We start from the raw sequence: 21314 nt of genomic DNA on the forward strand, positions 1-21314 counted from the left end.
TCCCCTTTTTATACTATCAATATTCTCTAATTAATTATCCAACAACTGCGGGTAAATAACCTGCTTGGATTAAAAACGGAATCGCAATAATTAAAATCCCTACCACTAAGGCTAAGATTAATGCCGATGAACCACCCATTACACGGTAATTTAATTTTGGATACTGACGACGAGCTTTCCAAGCCAAACCAATTGGTAATACCAATCCATAAAAAGCAAACATAATCCCTGCATACCCTAATGCTACATAAAAACCTTGTGGGTAAAATAAAGCAAAGGCTAATGGTGGAATAAAGGTTAAAATCCCCAAGCTAACACGATTAGCTTGTAAATTTACTCGACCAAGTAGATCTCTTAGACAATCAAATAACGCTAAAGATACACCTAAGAATGAAGTGATTAAAGCTAATGCTGAGAAAATTCTTACCGCTTCACTTAATACCTTACTTCCTGTCAATTCAAGGGTTGCATTCACTAATCCATTTAAACTCGGATCAACCTTAATAATTTCTAAAAAACGAGTTTGATTTAATACACCGTGGGTTGCGAGTTGCCATAATAAGTAAGCAATTAATGGAATACCTGTTCCAACAATAATTGCAATTCTCAAACGTTTAATATCACCGTCTAAATAATCAACAATACTTGGAATCACAACGTGGAAACCAAAAGCAGTAAAAAAGACTGGTGCAGCTGATAAAATTAAGGCATTGCTCACTGGAACTTCAAGTAAGTTTTGAGTTTTTACCAAAGGTAACATTAAAGCCAATACCAAAATAAAAACAGCAATTTTAGTAAAGAAAAATATGCGGTTTACAACATCAACACTCCCTGTACCAATAACAACGAATCCCCCCAAAATGAAAGTAAAAAGTAACACACCAACTAATGTCATATCCCAACCTTCAACACTAGGTAATAAGCCACTAATTAATGGACCACCACTAGTAACATAGAAAGAGAGAATAGCGTACATAAAAATTAACAATGATAAGGTTGAAATTAAACGTCCAACACCACCAAAATATTTCTCGGCAAGGCTTGCAATACCATCTTTATGGCTAGCAGTTTGATAAACCTCTACAAACAGTAATGCACTAAAGCATAATAAAATCCACAGTAAAAATAATAGCAAAACCGTCATGCCAAAGCCCATTCCAGCGGAAGTTAATGGCATTGCTAACATACCACCACCGATAGTGGTACCAGCAACAATTAAGGTGCTTCCTAATGTTTTATTCTTCATAATTTTCTCTCTTGGTTAATTAACTACTGAAAAACAACCTCATTCTATATAAAACAACTTTACAATGTCATTTATTTTTTACATTTATTTTGCAATTTCTTTTTATTAGCTTATTTTTTAAACCAACCTAAATTAGGTTGCATCAAAGATAGCTATAATCTTTTATAGGAATAACAAGCCAGATATGCTAGAATTGACATTTATTTTCTAACAGATAAACGATTAACTATCTGTTCTGATCTTTAAAAAATAATTACGAAAAAATGGAAAAAATAACTATGACTCAAGTAAAACAACCAAAAAAAATCTCACCTCGCCACCGTGCTAGAGAATGCACCACCCAAGTACTTTATTCTTGGTTAATCAGTAAAAACAGTCCAGAAAGAATTGAACTTGATTTTATAACCAATGAAAAAACTAAAGGGGTAGATTTACCATATTTTCGTAAATTATTTCGTCAAACAATAGAAAATGTTGATCGCCTTGATACCATCATACAACCTTATCTAGATCGCCAATTACAAGAATTAGATCCTATTGAATACGCTATCTTATTAATGGCTGTTTACGAATTGAAATTTGAATTAGACGTACCTTATAAAGTGGTGATTAATGAAGCGATTGAGGTTGCCAAATCTTTCGGTGCTGAAGAAAGCCACAAATATATTAATGGTGTTTTAGATAAAATCGCACCCACAATTCGTCATTAATCATCAATAGAATAACAATTTAAAGCGTGCAGAATGTACGCTTTTCTTTTATGTAAGAAAAGAGATAAAAAAAGATAAAGAAATAGAAAAATTATGATTAACTGTTAAGAAGTCAAAAAAGATAAGATGATTGGTTAATTAAGATATGGAATTGGTTGCGGGGGCTGGATTTGAACCAACGACCTTCGGGTTATGAGCCCGACGAGCTACCAAGCTGCTCCACCCCGCGTCCGATGGCAGCTACTATACCTAACAATATTTTTATTGCAACTTTTTTTTAATATTTATCAACTTAATTGAGAGAAAAAACAACAATTTGATTATTTTTTATAAGAAATATGAGGATTGATTGAAAATCTTATCTCAAAAAATAAAAAAGTTATCTATGCTAACACTTTTTATTAATTTAGGTTTAAAATATCCTTATTTTTCAAATTATTAATAATATTACTTGTCTTTCCATCAGCAATTGACTTGAGGTAAAAATGCAAAAATCTTGGCGACTGCTTCTATCATTCCTAATCGCAATCTTCTTATTAGGCTGTCATTCGACAACAACATTAGAGAATTTACCATCTTCAGCATCTAAACAAATAGCATTTGGAGCAATATATCAAGATCGCCAGTATATGAGCCAGCCTATTCAAGCTATTAAAGCGATTAACTACCATACTCAGGTAAAAAATCAAGCTGACTTTATTACTCAAGTTAACTATATCAGACAAAGTGGAGTTACATTCTTACCTCAGTTTGATCCCACTTATAATAAAATCACTCGGTGGATTACCTCTGGTGAAAATATAGAAAAACTGACTAACTATGGTATTAAATTAGAACAACTCGCTGGTGTCGATGGCTACCAAAATGTTTTAATGACAGGCTATTACTCTCCCGTTATCAATGTCAGCCATAAAAAACAAGGAAAATATCGTTACCCTATTTATGCTTTGCCAAAGAAAAAATATCGTTATAGTCGTACTAAAATCTATGCTGGTGCATTACGAGGAAAAAAACTAGAAATAGCTTACAGTGATTCTTTACTAGATAATTTCTTACTTGGCGTACAAGGAAGTGGCTATCTTAACTTTGGAAAAGGAAAACTGACTTATATTGGATATGCGGGTAAAAATGGCTACCCTTATACCAGTATCGGTCGAATCTTAGTAGAACAAAATAAAATAGAAGCAGATCAAGTTTCTATCCCAACTATCCGTCAATGGGCAGCTAAACATCCCGCACAATTACGCAAACTGCTTGAACATAATCAATCTTTTGTCTTTTTTAAACCCAGCCCTAACAAAAATGTAACAGGTGCTGCTGGTGTCCCTTTAGTTCCATTAGCAGCGGTTGCCTCAGATCGTCAATTAATCCCATCAGGCTCAGTCTTATTAGTTGAAGTACCAGAACTTACCTCTGAAGGAAAATGGTCTGGCAAACATCATTTACATTTAATGATAGCACTTGATATTGGCGGTGCAATTAAAGGGCAACATCTCGATCTTTATCAAGGCAAAGGAAAACAGGCTGAACACACCGCAGGTTATCTACGTCATTACGGTCGAGTTTGGATTCTAAAATAGAAATAGATTACACTACCCTCTTTTTACAACTAGTATGATAACAATATGGAAAAAATAACAACTTTCGAACAACGCTTTGGTGGTATAGGTCGTTTATATGGTAACGAAGAACTACAACGTTTACGTCAAGCACATATCTGTGTAATTGGCATTGGTGGTGTTGGTTCATGGGCTGTGGAAGCGCTCGCTCGCAGTGGTATTGGTAAACTCACATTAATTGATATGGATGATATTTGCACCACCAATATTAACCGCCAAATTCATGCTCTGACAGGAAATATTGGTAAACTCAAAACGGAAGTCATGCAGCAGCGTGTTCAATTAATCAACCCTGAATGTCAAGTAACCATAATTGATGATTTTCTAAACCAAGAGAATTTACAAGATTATCTTCTAGGCTATGACTACATTATTGATGCAATTGATAATGTTAAAGTAAAAGCAGCAATGATCGCCTTTTGTAAGCGTCATAAAATCAAACTTATTACCACAGGGGGAGCTGGAGGGCAAACTGATCCAAGTCAAATCAAAATTGCCGATTTAAGCCGTACTATTCAAGATCCGCTTGCCTCAAAAGTACGCTCTCTCTTACGCAAAGAATATCATTTTAGTGATAACCCTAAACGTAAATTTGGGATTGATTGTGTCTTCTCAACTCAACCCTTAATTTTTCCCAAAACAACGGAAAACTGCCAAATTTCAGCGACGATGAATTGTGCAAACGGCTTTGGGGCAACCACTGTCGTTACAGCAACTTTTGCCTTCTTTGCCGTTGCACGAGTGATTGAAAAACTACTAAAAAATTTACCGAATATTGAACATCAAAAATAAACTTATTTTTTTACAAAAAAAAAGATAGCCAAAAAGAAAAAATCAGTATAACCTACTGGCTGTTTTAACCACTGCTATCTTGTAAAAGGAAAAAATAATGTCATCTCTTTGGAAAAAAACGTTATTCGCTACCTTAATTAGCGGACTTAGCTATACAGCAAATGCAAATATTCTCACGTCTATCCAACCACTTGGTTTTATCGCTTCCGCTATTGCCGATGGTGTAACCACAACTGAAGTTTTAATCCCTGCTACTGCCTCTCCCCATGATTATAGTCTCAAACCTTCAGATGTAAAAAAATTACAAAATGCAGGTTTAGTAGTTTGGATTGGAGAAGATATTGATGGTTTTTTAGAAAAAGCGGTCAAAAAACTACCTACCAATAAAGTGATTACACTTGAAGATGTAAAACAAATTGAGCCTTTATTAGGTCAAGCAGCAGATGATCATGAACATGGACATCATGATGATGATCACCACCATAAAGATCAGCACGATGACGATCATCACGAACACGAACACGAACACGAACACCACCATGATAAGCATGATAATAAACATGAAAATGCCCATCACCACGATGATGAAGATGATTTAGAAACAAACTGGCATATTTGGCTTTCTCCAGAAATTAGTAAAATTATTGCCAGTGAAATTGCCGAGAAGCTGATTAAACAATATCCTGCTAAAAAAGGACTAATTGAAAGCAATCTTGCTGAATTTAATGCCGATCTTAAGGCAAAAAGTGCCAAAATCACCACTCAATTAAAACCAGTAGCAAATCAAGGTTTTTATGTCTTCCACGATGCTTATCGTTATTTTGAAGATGCTTATGGTTTAAAACAGACTGGCTATTTTACAGTAAATCCGTTGGTTGCTCCGGGAGCAAAAACCATTGCGGAAATTAAGCAAAAACTAGCGGAAAACAAAGTAAAATGCCTCTTTACTGAACCACAATTCACCCCTAAAGTTGTTGAAACTTTGAGTAAAAATACAGGTGCTAAAATTGGTCAACTTGATCCTCTTGGCAGCACCATTCCACTAGGAAAAAAAGCTTATACTCAATTTTTACAACAACTAGCAGATAATTTTGAATCTTGCTTAAAATAACTCTTTTCTATTAAAAAATCCCCCATATTTAGAGATGGGGGATTTTTTATTCTAGCAAGGAAAAAGTTTTATTCCTGTTCCACTTGATGCGAACGTTTCACTCCTAAAGAAATTGCTAAAGTTTGAGCTAAGGTCATAGTTGCGCATTGAGAACGAAAACCACTGACTTGTGCTTCTTTAATGATAAAGGCAACATCACTGAAACTGACCAAAGGGCTAATTTGACTATCTGTAATGGCAATATGTTTAATTCCATTACGAGAAGTTGCTTCGACAATCTTTAATGTTTCTTCCGCATAAGGAGAAAAACTAATCGCAACTATTACATCATTTGGGCGTATCATATTAAGTTGTTCTTCAAACATTGCCGCAACACCATCTATGAGAAAGGAACGACAGCCTAAATGTTGTAAAGTATAATTCAAATAATTAGCAATACTAAATGAACGTTTTAAACCAAGAATAAAAATTGTATTGGCAGCATCAAGTAAATTAACCGCTTGTTGTAACTGCTCTACTTTGGTGTGTAAATTTAATTGTTTCAGTGCCAATGTATTTGATTGGACAAAAGAGTTTAAAATATGGCTAGGCATATCTAACTCACTGATATCAATATCAGCTTGATCTAATAAACGAATCCGATCAGGATAATTCATAGTTTCTTCTAATAAATTATCCCGAAAAACCTGTTTCATCTCATTAAAGCCACTAAAACCAAAAGCATTAGCAAAACGAATTAACGTTGAAGGCGGAACATCAGCTCGTTCAGCAATAGTCGCAACAGTATCAAAAACAACACTATTCGTATTATCCAAAATATACTTAGCAACTTGTTTTAACCGCTTAGTTAATCCATCATAGCGTTCTCTGATTTGATTTTCTAATTGTTCTAATGCAATCGATTTATTCATATTCATCATAAAAATTTACCCTAATTCAACATACCGCTTTTGATGGATTATAAATTAGCCATTACAAAATAAAATTATTTTTCTCCATTTAATCCGTCTATTCGCTTCTGCTCTAATTCTTCCCAACGTAAAAAAGCATCCTCTAAAGCTTGTTCCTGTTGAGCTAGATATTGCAGTTTTTCAGTGGTATAAAGATGTGGTTGGCTAAAGAAATCTGGCGAGCTAACCTCTTGTTGTAATTGTGCAATCTGTTGTTCTAATTCTTCAAGTAACGCAGGAAGTTGCTCTAATTCTCGCTGTTCTTTGTAAGATAATTTTACCTTAGGTGGTGTTTGTTTTGGTTTAACCTTTATTGCTGTAACAACTTTCTGGTTTCCTTTCTGTGGTTGTTGAGATTGATTTTCTAAGCGTTGTGCTAATACATTTGCCTGTTGCTGTTTTGCCTCATGGTAGCCACCAACATATTCATTTAACACACCTTCCCCTTCAAAAATAATACATTCGGTTGCTGTATTATCAATAAATTGGCGATCATGGCTCACAATAATTAAAGTTCCTTGATACTCGGTAAGAAGCTCCTCTAATAACTCTAAGGTTTCAACATCTAAATCATTAGTCGGTTCATCTAAAATCAATAGATTATTTGGTTTTAATAATAATTTAGCGAGTAATAATCTATTTCTTTCTCCACCAGATAATGCTTTAACAGGGGTCATCGCACGTTTAGGTGGGAAAAGAAAATCTTGCAAATAGCCAAGGACATGGCGTTTTATGCCATTGACTTCAACATCTTGTTTACCATCAGCAACATTATCCATCACCGACTTTTCAGGATCGAGTTCGGCACGATATTGGTCAAAATAAGCTATCTCTAATTTTGTCCCACAACTCACTTTACCTGAAGTTGGTTGTAATTCTCCTAATAGCAATTTAATCAAGGTTGTTTTTCCACACCCATTTGCACCAACTAATGCAATTTTATCGCCACGCATAATGGTGGTAGTGAAATCTTTAATTAAGATTTTATCTTCAATTTGATAATTTACATTTTCCAATTCAAAGACAATTTTGCCCGAACGCACGCTATTATCTAATTGAATTTTAGCCTTACCCACCAGATCTCGGCGTTGTTTTCTCTCCTCACGCATTGCCTTTAAAGCTCTAACTCTCCCTTCATTCCGTGTTCGGCGAGCTTCAATGCCTTTTCTAATCCAAATTTCTTCTTGGGCTAATCGTTTATCAAACAATTCATTTTGTAAGGCTTCAACACGTAAATTTTCTGCTTTTGTCTCAAGATAAAGTGCATAATCTCCCGGGTAAGAAACTAATTTACCACGATCTAAATCCACTATTCGTGTTGCCATTTTGCGAATAAACGCTCGATCGTGTGAAATAAAAATAATGCTACCATCAAAGGTTAATAGAAATTCTTCCAACCACGCTATCGCTTCAACATCAAGGTGATTGGTCGGTTCATCTAACAAAAGAATATCTGGCTTACAAACTAATGCTCTAGCTAATGCCGCTTTTCTCTGCCAACCACCTGATAACTCTGATAATAAAATATCAGGTTCTAACTGCAACTTGGCTAAAACCTGACGAATTCGATTCTCAGATTGCCAACCATTTAGGTGATCTAATTTTGCTTGTATATGAGCTAATTGATTAAGCAAAGTTTCACTATAATCCCGTTCTAATCTGACTGATAAATGATGATATTCTTTTAACAAATCAGCCAGATCCTGTATTCCTTCAGCAACATAATCAAAAACGGTACCAGCTACATCTCGGGGAGGATCTTGTTCTAACCGAGAAACTACAATCTCTTTTTCAAGGATTACTCTGCCATCATCAAGCCCCATTTCTCCACCAAGAATCTTCATTAGGGTTGATTTGCCCGCCCCATTACGTCCAACCAGACAGACTCGCTCTCCAGCTTCAATACTAAAATCAGTATGATCTAATAATGGGTGGTCGCTGAAAGAAAGATACGCTTTGCTTAATGTTAAGATTGCCATAATTTATTTTTCGCTCTGTTATACATCTAACGTTACTAACCAGCAATTATGAATATGCTTATTCCGTGCAAAATCAAGGGGCAAAGTTTTAGGTGTAATATCAACCGCTGTTAATCCAACTTCTGCTAACCCAGCTAAATCCATTTTAAAACCTCGTTTATTATTTGAAAAAATAATTGTACCCGTTGGAGATAAAATGCTTTTTAATTGTTGTAATAATTGTAGATGATCTCGCTGTACATCCCAACTTTGTTGCATACGTTTAGAATTAGAGAAAGTTGGCGGATCAACAAAAATAACTTCATATTGCTGATGACATTCTTGAATCCATTGTAAACAATCGGCTTGAATAAAAGTATGTTGACTACCTTCTAAGTCATTTAATAGCATATTTTGTTCCGCCCAATTCAGATAGGTATTTGACATATCAACCGTTGTAGTGGTTTTTGCCCCCGCTAAAGCAGCATGAACAGTACAAGAACCTGTATAGGCAAAAAGATTAAGAAAAGTCTTTCCTTTTGCCATTTCCCCTACCATCTTACGAGTTAAGCGGTGATCTAAAAATAACCCAGTATCCAGATAATCCGTTAAATTGACCCACAATTTTGCACCATATTCTTCGACAAAAAAATATTCGCCCTGATTAGCCAATTTTTCATATTGATTCAATCCTTTCTGCTTTTGTCGCACTTTTAATACTAATTTATTGGTGGCAACTCCCGTTACCTGTAACGTTGCCGCCACCGCATCAAGTAAACGTTGTCTCGCTTTTCGTTCATCAATATTTTTCGGTGCAGCATACTCTTGTATAACAATATGATCCGCATAACGATCAACTGCTAAATTATATTCTGGCAAATCAGCATCGTATAAACGATAAGCTTCTAGACCTTGTTGCTTCGCCCATTTTTCAAGTTTTTTACAATTTTTTTGTAATCGATTTGCAAAATCAACCGCAACAATCTGATTCTCTATTGAAGTAGAAAAATTATTTGATTGTTCAACCGATGGAGTATCACCTTCTTCTTCATTTAATGCCTTCCGTGCACTAAGTTGATAATTTTTTTGTACACATTCCAAAGGCCCATTTTTAGCTTTAAATTGGCGATATGCTCGCAGTCGTAAATAATCTAGTAACGTCACATCACCAGTAAAAATAGAGACTTGCCAATTTGAAAATTGTTGTTTCAAACGTTGCCCCAAAACAGAATACAGTGCAATTAAGGCTGGGGTAGTGCCTAATCGTTCTCCATAAGGTGGATTAGAAACTAGCGTACCTGTAACTTCATCTGGACAAGGGTTAACTAAATTCGCAATATCAGCTTGGCGAAAACGAATTAAGTGAGCCACCCCCGCATTTCTGGCATTCTGTTCAGCTTTTGCCAATACCTTGCGATCTATATCCAATCCCCAAAAATGCGGTTGCGGATTAGTTGAAAAACGACTATCGGCTAACTGTTCTGCTTCTTGCTTTACTTGTTGCCAGACAGATTGGTTATGTCCTTTCCAGTGATTAAATCCCCAATGTACTCGCTGTAATTGTGGTGCAATTTTCGCTTCCATTTGAGCAGCTTCAATTAATAACGTCCCTGAACCACACATTGGATCAACTAAGGGAGTACCTAGTTGCCAGCCAGAACGAACAATAATCGCTGCCGCAAGTGTCTCTCTTAATGGTGCGGCACCAGTATCTTGCCGATAACCACGTAAATGTAATGCTTCACCACTTAAATCTAATGAAATAACCGCATCATCACGCTGTAAATAGACGTGAATCCGAATATCAGGATAATGACGATCTACATTAGGACGGGCAACGCCTTGCCGTTCAAAATGATCGACTATGCCATCTTTTACTCGCATAGCCCCATATTGCGTATGGCGTATTTGACGATTAGTCCCATTAAAATCGACTAAAAAGGTACTATTGGCATCAAAATGTTGTTGCCAATTAAAATTGACTACCGCCGTATAAAGATCTAAATCGGTAAAAACTTTTGTTTTCACTAACGGTAACAAAATCCTTGAACTTAATCTGCTCCAAAGCAAGCTTTTATACAACACTTCATCACTTGCCTTAAAATGTACCCCACCTTGAGCAATACAACATTCTGTTGCACCTAATTGTGTTAATTCTGTTTTTAATAATTCTTCAAAGCCACGTGCAGTGGTTGCAAATAGAGATTTCATAAAATTTACTTAAACATTAGAAATAAAAAGTTAGCCAGAGTATAACAAATCTCGCCTCTATCTAGAAACCTAATACAGTTGTCATACTGGATTAAATTCCCTACTTAAATTGATATACCACCTTAAATTAAGGGTGGGTAATTTGTTGCTTCACCATAGCGATGATCTCTTCTACCTCAGATGGAGTTAATTTTCCTTCTTTGATAAAACGAATTCGCCCTTTACGATCCAAAACCATTGTCATTGCCGTTTTCGCTTGTAACCCCCACGCTGCTTTGACTCTACCGTCATTGTCAATAATCACTTGAGAATGAGGGGCTGTTCTTTTCCCATTTTCAGTTTTACTGCGTGCAAAACCTGTTGTTCCCCAAATAGCATCATCAAGATTAACAATCGTTGTTGTTTGATACCGATCTTGAGGAAAATGTGCTGCAGTAATGGCATTAATAAGCTGATCATTTAATGCTTTTGCCGAACTACGAGCAGCAAAATGCTGAACAATGCGTACCTTTCCACTTAAATCAAAGCTATCCCACGGACGATAGATAATTTTTTCCGATGTCAATAATACTTCACCATCTACAACCTTTCGTATCTCTTTAGGCGGCTGCCCCACCATTAAATTATGAGCAGATACACTGATAGAGAATACAGACACCACCAACAGCATCGCAAAATAAATAAATTGTTGCATAAATTAAATTCCTTCTTGTTGTAAAAGAATCAGTAATTGTTCACCAAAGGGTTTACGCCAATTTTGTAACAATTTAGGCACTTTTTCTGTTTTATTTTTTTGCCAATACCAAGTTAATAATTGATGTAACAAACGTTTACTGCCAATTAATTGTGGTGCTAAACCTGTTGGTGTAAGTTTTTTGATGTTATTTTGTAACAAACGTATTGCTTTTTTATAATTCGGATTCAAAGCAATATTTGCGACTAAAGGCGGATATTGTGTAGGATCAATCCGTTGTGCTTGTGCAATTAAACTCAGTAATTTTTTCCCATGATGCCGAATTTCATTTGGATGTAGCTCTAACTCAAACAACTGTGAAGTATGTTTCGGTTGAGTTTGTGCAAGCCGATATAAAGACTCACTTTTAAGAACAAAATTCGGTGCAAGATCCCGTTTAATCGCTTCAGTTAAACGCCATTTTGCTAATTTTTGTAATACCGCAAGTTCTTGTCTATTTAATCGCCACGCATTACCTATTTCCAGATAAGCTAAATCTGGATCGATTTGCCGTTGACGCTTATAGATTAACGCTTCACTCTCATCAATAACCGCTTGATACCATTGTGTTTCAACTAGCTGTTGCTGTAATTTTTGATAAATAGGTAATAAATAAAATACATCGCTTCCAGCATAATAACACTGCTTAAGCGATAAAGGGCGAGCTAACCAGTCCGTACGAGAAATCGCTTTATCAATATGAATCTCAAAAAAATGTTCAACTAACTTGGCAAACCCTACTGATGGTGGAAAACCAAGAAAATCAGCCATAATTTGTGTATCTACCATTGGTATTGGCATTTGTTGAAATTGATGTTGAAAAATCTCCAAATCCTCACTCCCTGCATGTAATAATTTCAGCACCTTAGAGTCTGCAAGTAACTCAATAAAAGGAGTAAAATCTGAGATTTGCAATGGATCGATCAAACTTACTTGCTGTCCGTCATACAACTGAATTAATCCCAATTTTGGATAATAACTCCGAATACGAATAAATTCCGTATCCAATGCAACTACAGGTTGTTGACGAGCTTGTTGGCAGATCTGCTCTAACTCAGTTTCTGTTGTAATTAAAACATAATCAAAATCTGATAGTTTTTGTTTCATTCTCTTTCCATACATTTGTGCAAGAAAGGATCGTTCTCAAGATCCTCTCTGATTTTAATTCATCAAAATAAAAGGGTATGCCTTTAACATACCCCTTATTGTAACGATAATAACACCTTAATTAACTGAAGTTGTCGTACGTTTAGCAAGTTCTTCTTCTCTCACTAAACGACGTAAAATTTTACCTACATTACTTTTTGGTAGCTCATCACGAAATTCAACTTCTTTAGGAATTTTATAGCCAGTCAAATAATGGCGACAATGTTGGCGTAATTCTTCTGCGGTTAAACTAGGATCTTTTTTCACCGCAAAGACTTTGATTATCTCACCTGATACAGAATGCGGTACCCCAATCACCACCGCTTCTGCTATTTTCGGATTCAGCATCACAACATCTTCAATTTCATTTGGATAAACATTAAAACCAGAAACAATGATCATATCTTTCTTACGATCAACCAGTTTCAATTCATAATCATCATCCATTATGACAATATCTCCAGTTGCCAACCAACCATCTTGTAAGACTTTAGCGGTTTCTTCAGGCATATTCCAATAACCTTGCATCACCTGCTGACCTTTCACCCAAAGTTCTCCCGCCTGATTCAAGCCAACTTCTTCACCATCATCATTTACAATTTTAATCTCAGTATTAGGGACTGGAACCCCGATTTTACCAACATGCCGACTAAACCTAGCAGTATTACAAGCGATTAATGGCGAACATTCAGTCATACCATATCCTTCTAAGATTGGGTTACCCGTTAAATCAAACCAACGTTGTGCAACTGCTTGTTGTATAGGCATTCCACCGCCAACTGTTAATTTTAACTTTGAAAAATCAACATCTTTAATCTCATCGTAATTTAATAAAGCATTAAATAATGTATTAACGCCAGTGATAGCAATAGGACGATAACGTTTTAATTCTTTGATAAAATTTGGAATATCACGTGGATTGGTAATTAAAATCCCCGTTAAACCTAATTCAATCCCTAATAACGCATTCATTGTTAAAGAAAAAACATGATATAGCGGTAATGCTATCGTCATAAAACGATTTTCTTTATCTACATCTGCCCCAACAAAAACTGCAGCTAACCATTTTGCTTGTGCAATATTGGTTATCATATTACCGTGAGTCAACATTGCCCCTTTTGCAATCCCTGTCGTACCACCTGTATATTGTAAAAAGGCAAGATCGTCTTGCACAATTTCAGGGCGAACATATTGGCGATATTTTCCAATCCGCAAGACTTCACGAAAAGTAACTGCGTGGGGTAAACGATATTTAGGCACTAACTTTTTAATATATTTAACGACAAAATTAACTAAAGTCCGTTTTCCAAAAGAGAGTTGATCACCCATTCTGGTCAAAATGACGTGCTTTACTTCAGTATCAAAAACAACTTTTTCTAACGTTGAAGCAAAATTAGAGACCACCACTATCGCTTTTGCACCACAATCTTGCAACTGATGCTTCAATTCCCGTGGGGTGTATAAAGGATTAACATTGACAACAATCAAGCCTGCACGTAGCACGCCAAACAAGGCAATCGGATATTGCAAGATATTCGGCATCATTAATGCTACTCGATCACCTTTTTCTAGTTTTAATTCATTTTGCAAATAAGCGGCAAAAGCTCGACTACGTTCTTCTAGTTTACGATATGTTAATACTTGTCCCATATTGACATAAGCCGCTCGATCAGGGTGTGCGACCACCGCCTTTTCAAACATTTCAACTAAAGATTGATATGCTAAAGTTTTTTCATCCATCACTGATTCAGGCGGATAATTTTTTAACCATAACTTTTCCATTTTATTCACTATTTATTATTAATCTACGACAAGTTATTGTATTTTAACATAAAACAAGCTTGATGTTTATTTAATCCTTCCTCATACCATATCAGGACAATTAAACCGCTTTTCAAACTGGATTATTCCTCGAAAATAGTCACGTTTAAGAAAAATACAACCCCACAGGCTGAAATAGCTATTTCAGCCTTGCTCTAATCTATAATTGCAAGAAATGTTGACGATAATAGGCTAACTCAGCAATAGATTCACGAATATCATCTAATGCTAAATGTGTATTTTGTTTAGTAAAACCAGATAAAATCTCTGGTTTCCAACGAGTCGCTAACTCTTTTAATGTACTGACATCTAAATAACGATAATGAAAATAATCGGCAAGTTCTGGCATATAATTAAATAAGAAACGTTTATCTTGAGCAATACTATTGCCACAAATTGGTGATACCCCTTTAGGAACATATTTTTTTAAGAAATCTAACGTTTGTAACTCTGCCGCTCTTTCAGTTAAACGACTTTGGCGAACACGTTCAACTAAACCATTAGCACTATGTGTTTTTATACACCATTCATTCATTGTAGCTAACACGCTTTCAGATTGATGAATCGCAAGTACAGGTCCTTCCGCTAAAATCGTCAAATTCTTATCTGTTACTATTGTTGCTATTTCAAGAATACGATCCTGATTAGGGTTTAATCCTGTCATTTCTAGATCAATCCAGATTAGATTTTGTTTATCTAATTGCATAATTGTTACTTATCCTATATAAATAGTCGCATTTTCTTTCATTTTATCTTAAAACTCATATTATTTTAAGGATTTACTTTGGCAAAGCGTAGATTAACCCAAAATCAACAAAGACGAATTAACGCAAATCGACAAAAAGCACTAATGCTAAAAAAAGCAAGAAATCAAAACCATAATGAAGCCAGCAAGTTCTCTGATGAAATAGATGGTCTCTTTGGTGAAGCACAAGAAGGGCTAGTTGTTAGTCGGCATGCAACCCACGCAGATGTTGAAAATCACAATGGGGAAATTATACGTTGTAATATTAGACGCACACTAGATAGTATTGTTGTCGGGGATCTGGTGGTATGGCGTGCTGCCAATCAACAATTACAAGGGGTTGGTGGTGTCATTGAAGCAAGACATCATCGAATGAGTGAATTAAGTCGCCCAGATTATTATGATGGATTAAAACCTATTGCAGCAAATATCGATCGTATTATTATTGTTGCTACCGCTTTGCCTCAATTATCTCTCAATATTATTGACCGTTATTTAGTTATCTGTGAATTAATCAAGATTGAACCGATTATTATTTTAAATAAAATCGATCTTCTCTCACCAAAAGAACGAGAAGATGCTCAACAAATGTTATCAATTTATAGCCATATTGGTTATCAAACCCTCTCTCTTTCAGCTAAAACAGGGGAAAATATTCCTGAATTAATTCAATTCTTAGCCAATCACACCGCTATTTTTGTTGGGCAATCGGGGGTAGGTAAATCTAGTTTAGTCAATACTATTCTCCCTAATGTAAACGCCTTAACTGGAGATATAAGCTCTCTTTCTGGTTTAGGACAGCATACCACTACCGCTTCACGTTTATATCATTTACCCCAAGGTGGAAAATTAATTGATTCTCCGGGTATCAGAGAATTTGGATTATGGCATTTAGAACCTGATCAAATCACTCGAGGCTATCGAGAATTTCTCCCTTACTTAGGAACTTGTAAATTTAGAGATTGCAAACACGCTAAAGATCCAGCCTGTTCAATTAGAGAAGCCGTTGAAAGTGGTAAAATCAGCACAATACGATATCAAAATTACCACCGTTTAATTGCAGCAAGATCAGAAACAAAATCTCAACGCCATTTCTCCATCTGAATAATTTAAATAAGAATAATGATGATCTGTAACAATATTGAAACACAGATCATCAAAGCATTTTTAGCGTATCTGATACTTATCTTACATAACTTTACCACTTAAAAAGTGTTTATTTATTAATCTGTTTTATGTTTTTTTTGTGCGGTATCTCAAAATTTTTGTGTTTTTTGCTTGATTATCGAAAAAGAATATTGATACTTACCTCACAATTTATTTTAGAAAATAAAATAAATATTAAAAAGTTGTTAAAAAGCTAACACTTAACCTTTTTCAGTTGTTTTTATCCATAAAAATAAGCTAAAAAGAAGTGTTATTTTGCTATTCATCCACATATTTAATTAGGAGATTCCTATGTACAGCAAAGAGATTACTATTACTGCCCCTAATGGTTTACACACTCGTCCAGCAGCTCAATTTGTCAAAGAAGCAAAAGCATTCACCTCTGAAATTACTGTCACTTCAGGTGAAAAAAGTGCGAGCGCAAAAAGTTTATTCAAATTACAAACACTAGGCTTAACGCAAGGTACTGTCATCACTATCTCTGCAGAAGGTGAAGATGAGCAAAAAGCGGTAGATCATTTAGTTGCTCTTATCCCAACTTTAGAATAATTCTATCTTTATTAATAAATACAAAAGGTTACATTATGATTTCTGGTATCTTAGCTTCCCCTGGCATTGTCTTTGGCAAAGCTTTAGTGTTGAAAGAAGAAAAAATTGAGCTTAACTCACGCAAAATTAACGAAAATGAAGTAAATACGGAAATAGATCGTTTTTATGCTGGACGTAAAGCAGCAGTTGCACAACTGACAGCCATTAAAGAGAAAGCAAGACATACATTAGGAGAAGAAAAAGAAGCCATTTTTGAAGGTCATCTAATGATTCTTGAAGATGAAGAATTAGAAGATGAAATCATTAATTATCTTAAAGAAAATTTAGTTACTGCAGATACTGCAGCAGCGACCATTATTGATCAACAAGTTGCAATGCTAACTGAAATTGATGATGAATATCTAAAAGAACGAGCAGGTGATATTCGAGATATTGGTAACCGATTATTAAAAAATATTTTAGGTATGCCAATCATTGATTTGAGTGAAATTGCTGAAGAATCAATTTTAGTTGCTTATGATCTTACTCCATCAGAAACCGCACAGCTTAATCTAGATAAAGTATTAGGATTTATCACCGATATCGGTGGTCGTACTTCCCACACTTCTATTATGGCTCGTTCACTAGAATTACCAGCTATTGTGGGAACAAATAATGTAACTTCTCAGGTCAAAAATGGTGATTTTCTTATTTTAGATGCGATTAATAATGCTGTTTATGTTAATCCAAGCCAAGCAGACATCGACCGTTTACGCATCTTAGAACAAGATCTGGCAGAAGAAAAAGCAGAACTGGCTAAATTGAAAGATCTACCTGCTATGACGTTAGATGGACATCAAGTTGATGTTTGTGCCAATATCGGAACGATCCGTGATGTTGAAGGTGCAGAACGTAATGGTGCGGAAGGAATAGGTCTATATCGTACCGAATTCCTTTTTATGGATCGTGATCAACTTCCGACTGAAGAAGAACAATTCCAAGCTTATAAAGCCGTAGTTGAATCAATGAATAATCGTTTGGTTATTTTACGTACGATGGATATTGGTGGAGATAAAGAGTTACCTTATCTTAACTTACCAAAAGAGATGAATCCATTCCTCGGTTGGCGTGCCATTCGTATTGCTTTAGATCGACGTGAAATTCTTAATGCTCAATTAAGAGCTGTATTGCGTGCATCTGCTTTCGGAAAACTCGCTGTAATGTTCCCTATGATTATTTCAGTTGAAGAGATTCGCCAGCTGAAAGAAATTTTAGAAAATTTAAAACAAGAATTACGTAACGAAGGCAAAGCCTTTGATGAAAACATTCAAGTTGGTGTGATGGTTGAAACTCCGTCAGCCGCTGTCAATGCTAAATTCTTAGCGAAAGAAGTTGATTTCTTTAGTATTGGTACTAACGATCTTACTCAATACACCTTAGCAGTAGATCGTGGTAATGAACTTATTTCTCATTTATACAATCCAATGACACCATCGGTGTTAAACCTTATTAAACAGGTAATAGATGCTTCACACGCTGAAGGTAAATGGACAGGTATGTGTGGCGAACTTGCAGGTGATGAAAAAGCAACTATTCTTCTACTTGGAATGGGATTAGATGAATTTAGTATGAGTTCAATGTCAGTTCCACGCATCAAGAAATTAATTCGTAATGTTAATTATGAAGATGCAAAAGAATTAGCCGAAGAAGCCCTAAAACAACCTACTACAGCAGATATTGAACGTTTGCTTACAGATTTTTTAGCGGAAAAAGCATTAAATTAGATACAAACGTTAATTTTTAAGCTATATTATCAGCTACTTTTAGTGGCTAATTTAGGAGAACAAAAATGGGTTTTTTTGATAAATTATTTGGTTCTAAAGATAGCAAAAGCGTAGAAGTTGAAATTTTTGCACCACTTACTGGCGAAATTGTTAATATTGAAGATGTACCAGACGTTGTCTTTTCTGAGAAAATTGTTGGTGATGGTATTGCAATCCGCCCTACTGGTGATGAAATTGTTGCTCCTGTTGATGGCGTAATTGGTAAGATTTTTGAAACTAATCACGCTTTTTCAATGGAATCTGATGATGGTATTGAACTATTTGTTCATTTTGGGATTGATACTGTTGAGTTAAAAGGTGAAGGTTTTCAGCGTATTGCTCAAGAAGGTCAAAAAGTGAAAAAAGGTGAGACAATAATTAAGTTGGATTTACCATTATTAGAATCAAAAGCCAAATCTATCCTTACCCCTGTTGTGGTCTCTAATATGGACGAAATAAGCCATATGGATAAAAAAACTGGCGAAACAGTCGCTGGTAAAACTGTTGTATTAGTGTTAAAAAAATAAGTAAATTAAACCACAGTAAATACTGTGGTTTTTTTATATCTCAAAATATTAAGTGATCAAAAAACTGCACCAAGTGCAGTTTTTTTGATCTATCTTATAGAACCATTGCCGCAATCCAACCAAAGACAAGTAAAGGAATATTATAATGAATAAAGGTTGGTACAACGGTATCCCAAATATGATCATGTTTTCCATCGGCATTAAGTCCTGATGTTGGCCCTAATGTAGAATCAGAGGCTGGCGATCCTGCATCACCTAATGCTGCAGCCACACCGACTATTGCCGCTGTTGCTAATTCAGAGAAACCAAAACTAATACATAATGGCACGTAAATAGAAGTAATAATTGGTACGGTAGAAAATGAAGAACCAATCCCCATAGTAATAAACAACCCAACTAATAACATCAAAAATGCGGCTAATCCTTTATTATTAGCCCCTAAAGTATGATTAAAACTTTGTACTAGTTCTGTTACACCACCTGTTGCATTAATCACTTTTGCAAAACCAGAAGCCGCAATCATAACAAAACCAATCATCGCCATTAAACGTAATCCTTGCTGAAAAACATCATTACTCTCTTTTAAGCGGAAAATGCCACCTAAAGCAAAAATCATCAAGCCGACTAAAGCCGCAATAATGGTTGATTCAGTAAAGAGTTGTAGTGCAAAAGTTACCAAAATTGCTATAACACTGACCCAAATTTGAGTGGATTTAATCTGAGCAATACGCTGTTCTAATTCAGTGGTTGTTTCCTGAGTTACAGATAGATATTCTCTTGGTTTACGATAGCTAACAAATACCGCAAATAATAAGCCTAAAATCATACCCATCACAGGAATTAACATCGCAAGTGACACTTGAGTGGTAGTAGTATGTAAGTTAAACGACTGTCCAACTTGATTAATATTTGCCACTAAAATACTTTCAATAAAAATTTTACCAAAACCAATTGGCAATAACATATAAGTTGCGGTTAAACCAAAAGTTAACACACAAGCAACTGCACGACGATCTAATTTTAAACGGTTAAAAATTTCCAATAATGGCGGAACAACAATTGGAATAAAGGCAATATGCACAGGAATAATATTTTGTGAAGAAATTGAAAAAGATAATAATATTGCTAAAAGAATATATTTAAACCACATCACCGTTTTTACTTGTGGTTTACTGCCGATTCGCCGAATAAAATTATAAGCGAGTAAATCGGTCAATCCCGAACGAGAGATAGCGACTGCAAATGCACCCAACACCGCATAATTCATTGCAACAGATGCACCACCACCTAATCCATCCGTAAAAACATTAATTGTTTTATCTAATCCCAAGCCACCGAGTAGCCCTGCAACCATTGCCGAAATAATTAGGGCAATAACAACATTGATCCTCAATAAACTTAAGCCGAGTAAAACGATGATCGACACCACCACTTCGTTGGCTAATATCATAAAATCACTTCCTTGGTTAATATCTTGCTAAATTAATACGAACTATACAATCTACAATATTTTTTACATTTGTCGAGAGTTAAGTGATTAATTTTTTAGGATTATTTACGCTTTTGCGTTATTTTGTGAAAATAATGGCAAAAAACCGCCTACTTCTTTGAGTCGATTAACCATTAAACAAAAAAGTTCTGCTGTTTTTTCAGTATCATATAAAGCAGAATGGGCTTGATGTAAATCAAATTCAAGACCAGCCATTTCACAAGCCTTACATAATACAGTTTGACCAAACATAAAGCCCGCTAAAGTCGCTGTATCAAAGCTAGAAAACGGATGAAAAGGATTGCGTTTTAAACCACAACGTTCTACCGCCGAATTTAAAAACGCCTGATCAAAAGACGCATTATGTGCAACAATGATGGAACGTTGACACCCCGCTTTTTTCTGTTCTTTTCGAATTACTTTAAAAAGCTCGCTTAATGCAATATTTTCATGCACCGCTTGTCGAAAAGGGCTATCCAGTTCAATTCCATTTATTTTCATACTTTCTGGATTAATATTTGCCCCTTCAAATGGCATTATATGGGCGTGATAACGCTGATCTATCTCTAAAATACCTTGTTCATTCATTTTTAAAGTAATTGCGGCTATTTCTAATAAAGCATCTGTTTGAGCATTCACGCCTGCCGTTTCAACATCAATCACAACAGGAAAATACCCCCGAAAACGATGTTTTAAGAGATGATAATTCACCTGTTCCGCTTCTGTCTGTATTTCAAT

The 21314-nt window shown here is 35.4% G+C and carries 18 protein-coding genes and 1 tRNA gene; 8 read left to right on the plus strand and 11 right to left on the minus strand.

Annotation, left to right across the window (positions count from 1 at the left end; genetic code table 11):
* Nucleotides 1-34: 34 nt before the first annotated feature.
* Complete coding sequence (locus tag CEP47_RS04425) at nucleotides 35-1246, minus strand: aromatic amino acid transport family protein (RefSeq protein ID WP_261920770.1); 1212 nt, start codon at nucleotides 1244-1246, stop codon at nucleotides 35-37.
* A 278-nt stretch (nucleotides 1247-1524) separates the two neighbouring features.
* Here CEP47_RS04425 and nusB point away from each other — a divergent pair, with 278 nt between their 5' ends.
* On the plus strand, nucleotides 1525-1956 hold the full coding sequence (gene nusB / locus CEP47_RS04430) for a transcription antitermination factor NusB (RefSeq protein WP_261920769.1): 432 nt from the start codon (nucleotides 1525-1527) through the stop codon (nucleotides 1954-1956).
* 152 nt (nucleotides 1957-2108) lie between these two features.
* Here the strand turns inward: nusB and CEP47_RS04435 are convergent.
* Nucleotides 2109-2185 (minus strand) — tRNA-Met (locus CEP47_RS04435).
* A 256-nt stretch (nucleotides 2186-2441) separates the two neighbouring features.
* On the opposite strand from CEP47_RS04435, the gene mltA reads away from it, so the two are divergent.
* The 3 genes from mltA to znuA all read left to right on the plus strand — a co-directional run bounded on the left by mltA (nucleotide 2442) and on the right by znuA (nucleotide 5478).
* A complete protein-coding gene (mltA, locus tag CEP47_RS04440; RefSeq protein ID WP_261920768.1) occupies nucleotides 2442-3536 on the plus strand; it encodes a murein transglycosylase A in 1095 nt (364 codons plus the stop codon).
* 45 nt (nucleotides 3537-3581) lie between these two features.
* The gene (tcdA, locus tag CEP47_RS04445; RefSeq protein ID WP_261920767.1) at nucleotides 3582-4367 is read left to right on the plus strand and encodes a tRNA cyclic N6-threonylcarbamoyladenosine(37) synthase TcdA; all 786 of its coding nucleotides are present in this window, start codon (nucleotides 3582-3584) and stop codon (nucleotides 4365-4367) included.
* Nucleotides 4368-4464: 97 nt separating this feature from the next.
* Entirely contained in the window at nucleotides 4465-5478 is a 1014-nt protein-coding gene (gene znuA, locus CEP47_RS04450) for a zinc ABC transporter substrate-binding protein ZnuA (protein ID WP_261920766.1), read from the plus strand.
* Nucleotides 5479-5546: 68 nt separating this feature from the next.
* Here znuA and CEP47_RS04455 read toward each other — a convergent pair whose 3' ends face one another.
* From CEP47_RS04455 to orn, 7 genes are all read right to left on the minus strand, one after another.
* A complete protein-coding gene (locus tag CEP47_RS04455) occupies nucleotides 5547-6389 on the minus strand; it encodes a MurR/RpiR family transcriptional regulator (RefSeq protein ID WP_261920983.1) in 843 nt (280 codons plus the stop codon).
* A 74-nt stretch (nucleotides 6390-6463) separates the two neighbouring features.
* A complete protein-coding gene (locus tag CEP47_RS04460) occupies nucleotides 6464-8407 on the minus strand; it encodes an ABC transporter ATP-binding protein (RefSeq protein WP_261920765.1) in 1944 nt (647 codons plus the stop codon).
* A gap of 18 nt (nucleotides 8408-8425) precedes the next feature.
* The gene (rlmKL, locus tag CEP47_RS04465) at nucleotides 8426-10597 is read right to left on the minus strand and encodes a bifunctional 23S rRNA (guanine(2069)-N(7))-methyltransferase RlmK/23S rRNA (guanine(2445)-N(2))-methyltransferase RlmL (RefSeq protein WP_261920764.1); all 2172 of its coding nucleotides are present in this window, start codon (nucleotides 10595-10597) and stop codon (nucleotides 8426-8428) included.
* 127 nt (nucleotides 10598-10724) lie between these two features.
* A complete protein-coding gene (locus CEP47_RS04470) occupies nucleotides 10725-11291 on the minus strand; it encodes a YtfJ family protein (protein ID WP_261920763.1) in 567 nt (188 codons plus the stop codon).
* Between the two features lie 3 nt (nucleotides 11292-11294).
* Nucleotides 11295-12437, minus strand: a complete 1143-nt coding sequence (gene rnd, locus CEP47_RS04475; RefSeq protein ID WP_261920762.1) for a ribonuclease D — start codon at nucleotides 12435-12437, stop codon at nucleotides 11295-11297.
* Between the two features lie 117 nt (nucleotides 12438-12554).
* Nucleotides 12555-14258 (minus strand): long-chain-fatty-acid--CoA ligase FadD, encoded by a 1704-nt coding sequence (gene fadD / locus CEP47_RS04480; protein ID WP_261920761.1) that lies wholly within the window; start codon nucleotides 14256-14258, stop codon nucleotides 12555-12557.
* A gap of 199 nt (nucleotides 14259-14457) precedes the next feature.
* On the minus strand, nucleotides 14458-15003 hold the full coding sequence (gene orn, locus CEP47_RS04485) for an oligoribonuclease (protein ID WP_261920760.1): 546 nt from the start codon (nucleotides 15001-15003) through the stop codon (nucleotides 14458-14460).
* 78 nt (nucleotides 15004-15081) lie between these two features.
* Here orn and rsgA point away from each other — a divergent pair, with 78 nt between their 5' ends.
* The 4 genes from rsgA to crr all read left to right on the plus strand — a co-directional run bounded on the left by rsgA (nucleotide 15082) and on the right by crr (nucleotide 19087).
* On the plus strand, nucleotides 15082-16146 hold the full coding sequence (gene rsgA, locus CEP47_RS04490) for a small ribosomal subunit biogenesis GTPase RsgA (protein ID WP_261920759.1): 1065 nt from the start codon (nucleotides 15082-15084) through the stop codon (nucleotides 16144-16146).
* Nucleotides 16147-16500: 354 nt separating this feature from the next.
* Nucleotides 16501-16758 (plus strand): phosphocarrier protein Hpr, encoded by a 258-nt coding sequence (ptsH, locus tag CEP47_RS04495; protein ID WP_261920758.1) that lies wholly within the window; start codon nucleotides 16501-16503, stop codon nucleotides 16756-16758.
* Nucleotides 16759-16793: 35 nt separating this feature from the next.
* A complete protein-coding gene (gene ptsI / locus CEP47_RS04500) occupies nucleotides 16794-18521 on the plus strand; it encodes a phosphoenolpyruvate-protein phosphotransferase PtsI (RefSeq protein WP_261920757.1) in 1728 nt (575 codons plus the stop codon).
* Between the two features lie 65 nt (nucleotides 18522-18586).
* Nucleotides 18587-19087: a PTS glucose transporter subunit IIA gene (gene crr, locus CEP47_RS04505; RefSeq protein ID WP_261920756.1), complete on the plus strand. Its 501-nt coding sequence runs from the start codon at nucleotides 18587-18589 to the stop codon at nucleotides 19085-19087.
* 94 nt (nucleotides 19088-19181) lie between these two features.
* On the opposite strand, the gene CEP47_RS04510 is transcribed toward crr, so the two are convergent.
* Together CEP47_RS04510 and rnt are read right to left on the minus strand one after the other, a co-directional pair.
* The gene (locus tag CEP47_RS04510; RefSeq protein WP_261920982.1) at nucleotides 19182-20534 is read right to left on the minus strand and encodes a Na+/H+ antiporter family protein; all 1353 of its coding nucleotides are present in this window, start codon (nucleotides 20532-20534) and stop codon (nucleotides 19182-19184) included.
* Nucleotides 20535-20642: 108 nt separating this feature from the next.
* Complete coding sequence (gene rnt / locus CEP47_RS04515; protein WP_261920981.1) at nucleotides 20643-21308, minus strand: ribonuclease T; 666 nt, start codon at nucleotides 21306-21308, stop codon at nucleotides 20643-20645.
* Nucleotides 21309-21314 lie beyond the last annotated feature (6 nt).

It is taken from the genome of Mergibacter septicus, from assembly GCF_003265225.1.
Taxonomy (GTDB): Bacteria; Pseudomonadota; Gammaproteobacteria; order Enterobacterales; family Pasteurellaceae; genus Mergibacter; species Mergibacter septicus.

Bases quoted from the DNA above. Each gene is read 5' to 3' on its own strand.
- CEP47_RS04425 (WP_261920770.1), bottom strand. From the start codon at position 1,246: ATGAAGAATAAAACATTAGGAAGCACCTTAATTGTTGCTGGTACCACT.
- nusB (WP_261920769.1), top strand. From the start codon at position 1,525: ATGACTCAAGTAAAACAACCAAAAAAAATCTCACCTCGCCACCGTGCT.
- mltA (WP_261920768.1), top strand. From the start codon at position 2,442: ATGCAAAAATCTTGGCGACTGCTTCTATCATTCCTAATCGCAATCTTC.
- tcdA (WP_261920767.1), top strand. From the start codon at position 3,582: ATGGAAAAAATAACAACTTTCGAACAACGCTTTGGTGGTATAGGTCGT.
- znuA (WP_261920766.1), top strand. From the start codon at position 4,465: ATGTCATCTCTTTGGAAAAAAACGTTATTCGCTACCTTAATTAGCGGA.
- CEP47_RS04455 (WP_261920983.1), bottom strand. From the start codon at position 6,389: ATGAATAAATCGATTGCATTAGAACAATTAGAAAATCAAATCAGAGAA.
- CEP47_RS04460 (WP_261920765.1), bottom strand. From the start codon at position 8,407: ATGGCAATCTTAACATTAAGCAAAGCGTATCTTTCTTTCAGCGACCAC.
- rlmKL (WP_261920764.1), bottom strand. From the start codon at position 10,597: ATGAAATCTCTATTTGCAACCACTGCACGTGGCTTTGAAGAATTATTA.
- CEP47_RS04470 (WP_261920763.1), bottom strand. From the start codon at position 11,291: ATGCAACAATTTATTTATTTTGCGATGCTGTTGGTGGTGTCTGTATTC.
- rnd (WP_261920762.1), bottom strand. From the start codon at position 12,437: ATGAAACAAAAACTATCAGATTTTGATTATGTTTTAATTACAACAGAA.
- fadD (WP_261920761.1), bottom strand. From the start codon at position 14,258: ATGGAAAAGTTATGGTTAAAAAATTATCCGCCTGAATCAGTGATGGAT.
- orn (WP_261920760.1), bottom strand. From the start codon at position 15,003: ATGCAATTAGATAAACAAAATCTAATCTGGATTGATCTAGAAATGACA.
- ptsH (WP_261920758.1), top strand. From the start codon at position 16,501: ATGTACAGCAAAGAGATTACTATTACTGCCCCTAATGGTTTACACACT.
- ptsI (WP_261920757.1), top strand. From the start codon at position 16,794: ATGATTTCTGGTATCTTAGCTTCCCCTGGCATTGTCTTTGGCAAAGCT.
- crr (WP_261920756.1), top strand. From the start codon at position 18,587: ATGGGTTTTTTTGATAAATTATTTGGTTCTAAAGATAGCAAAAGCGTA.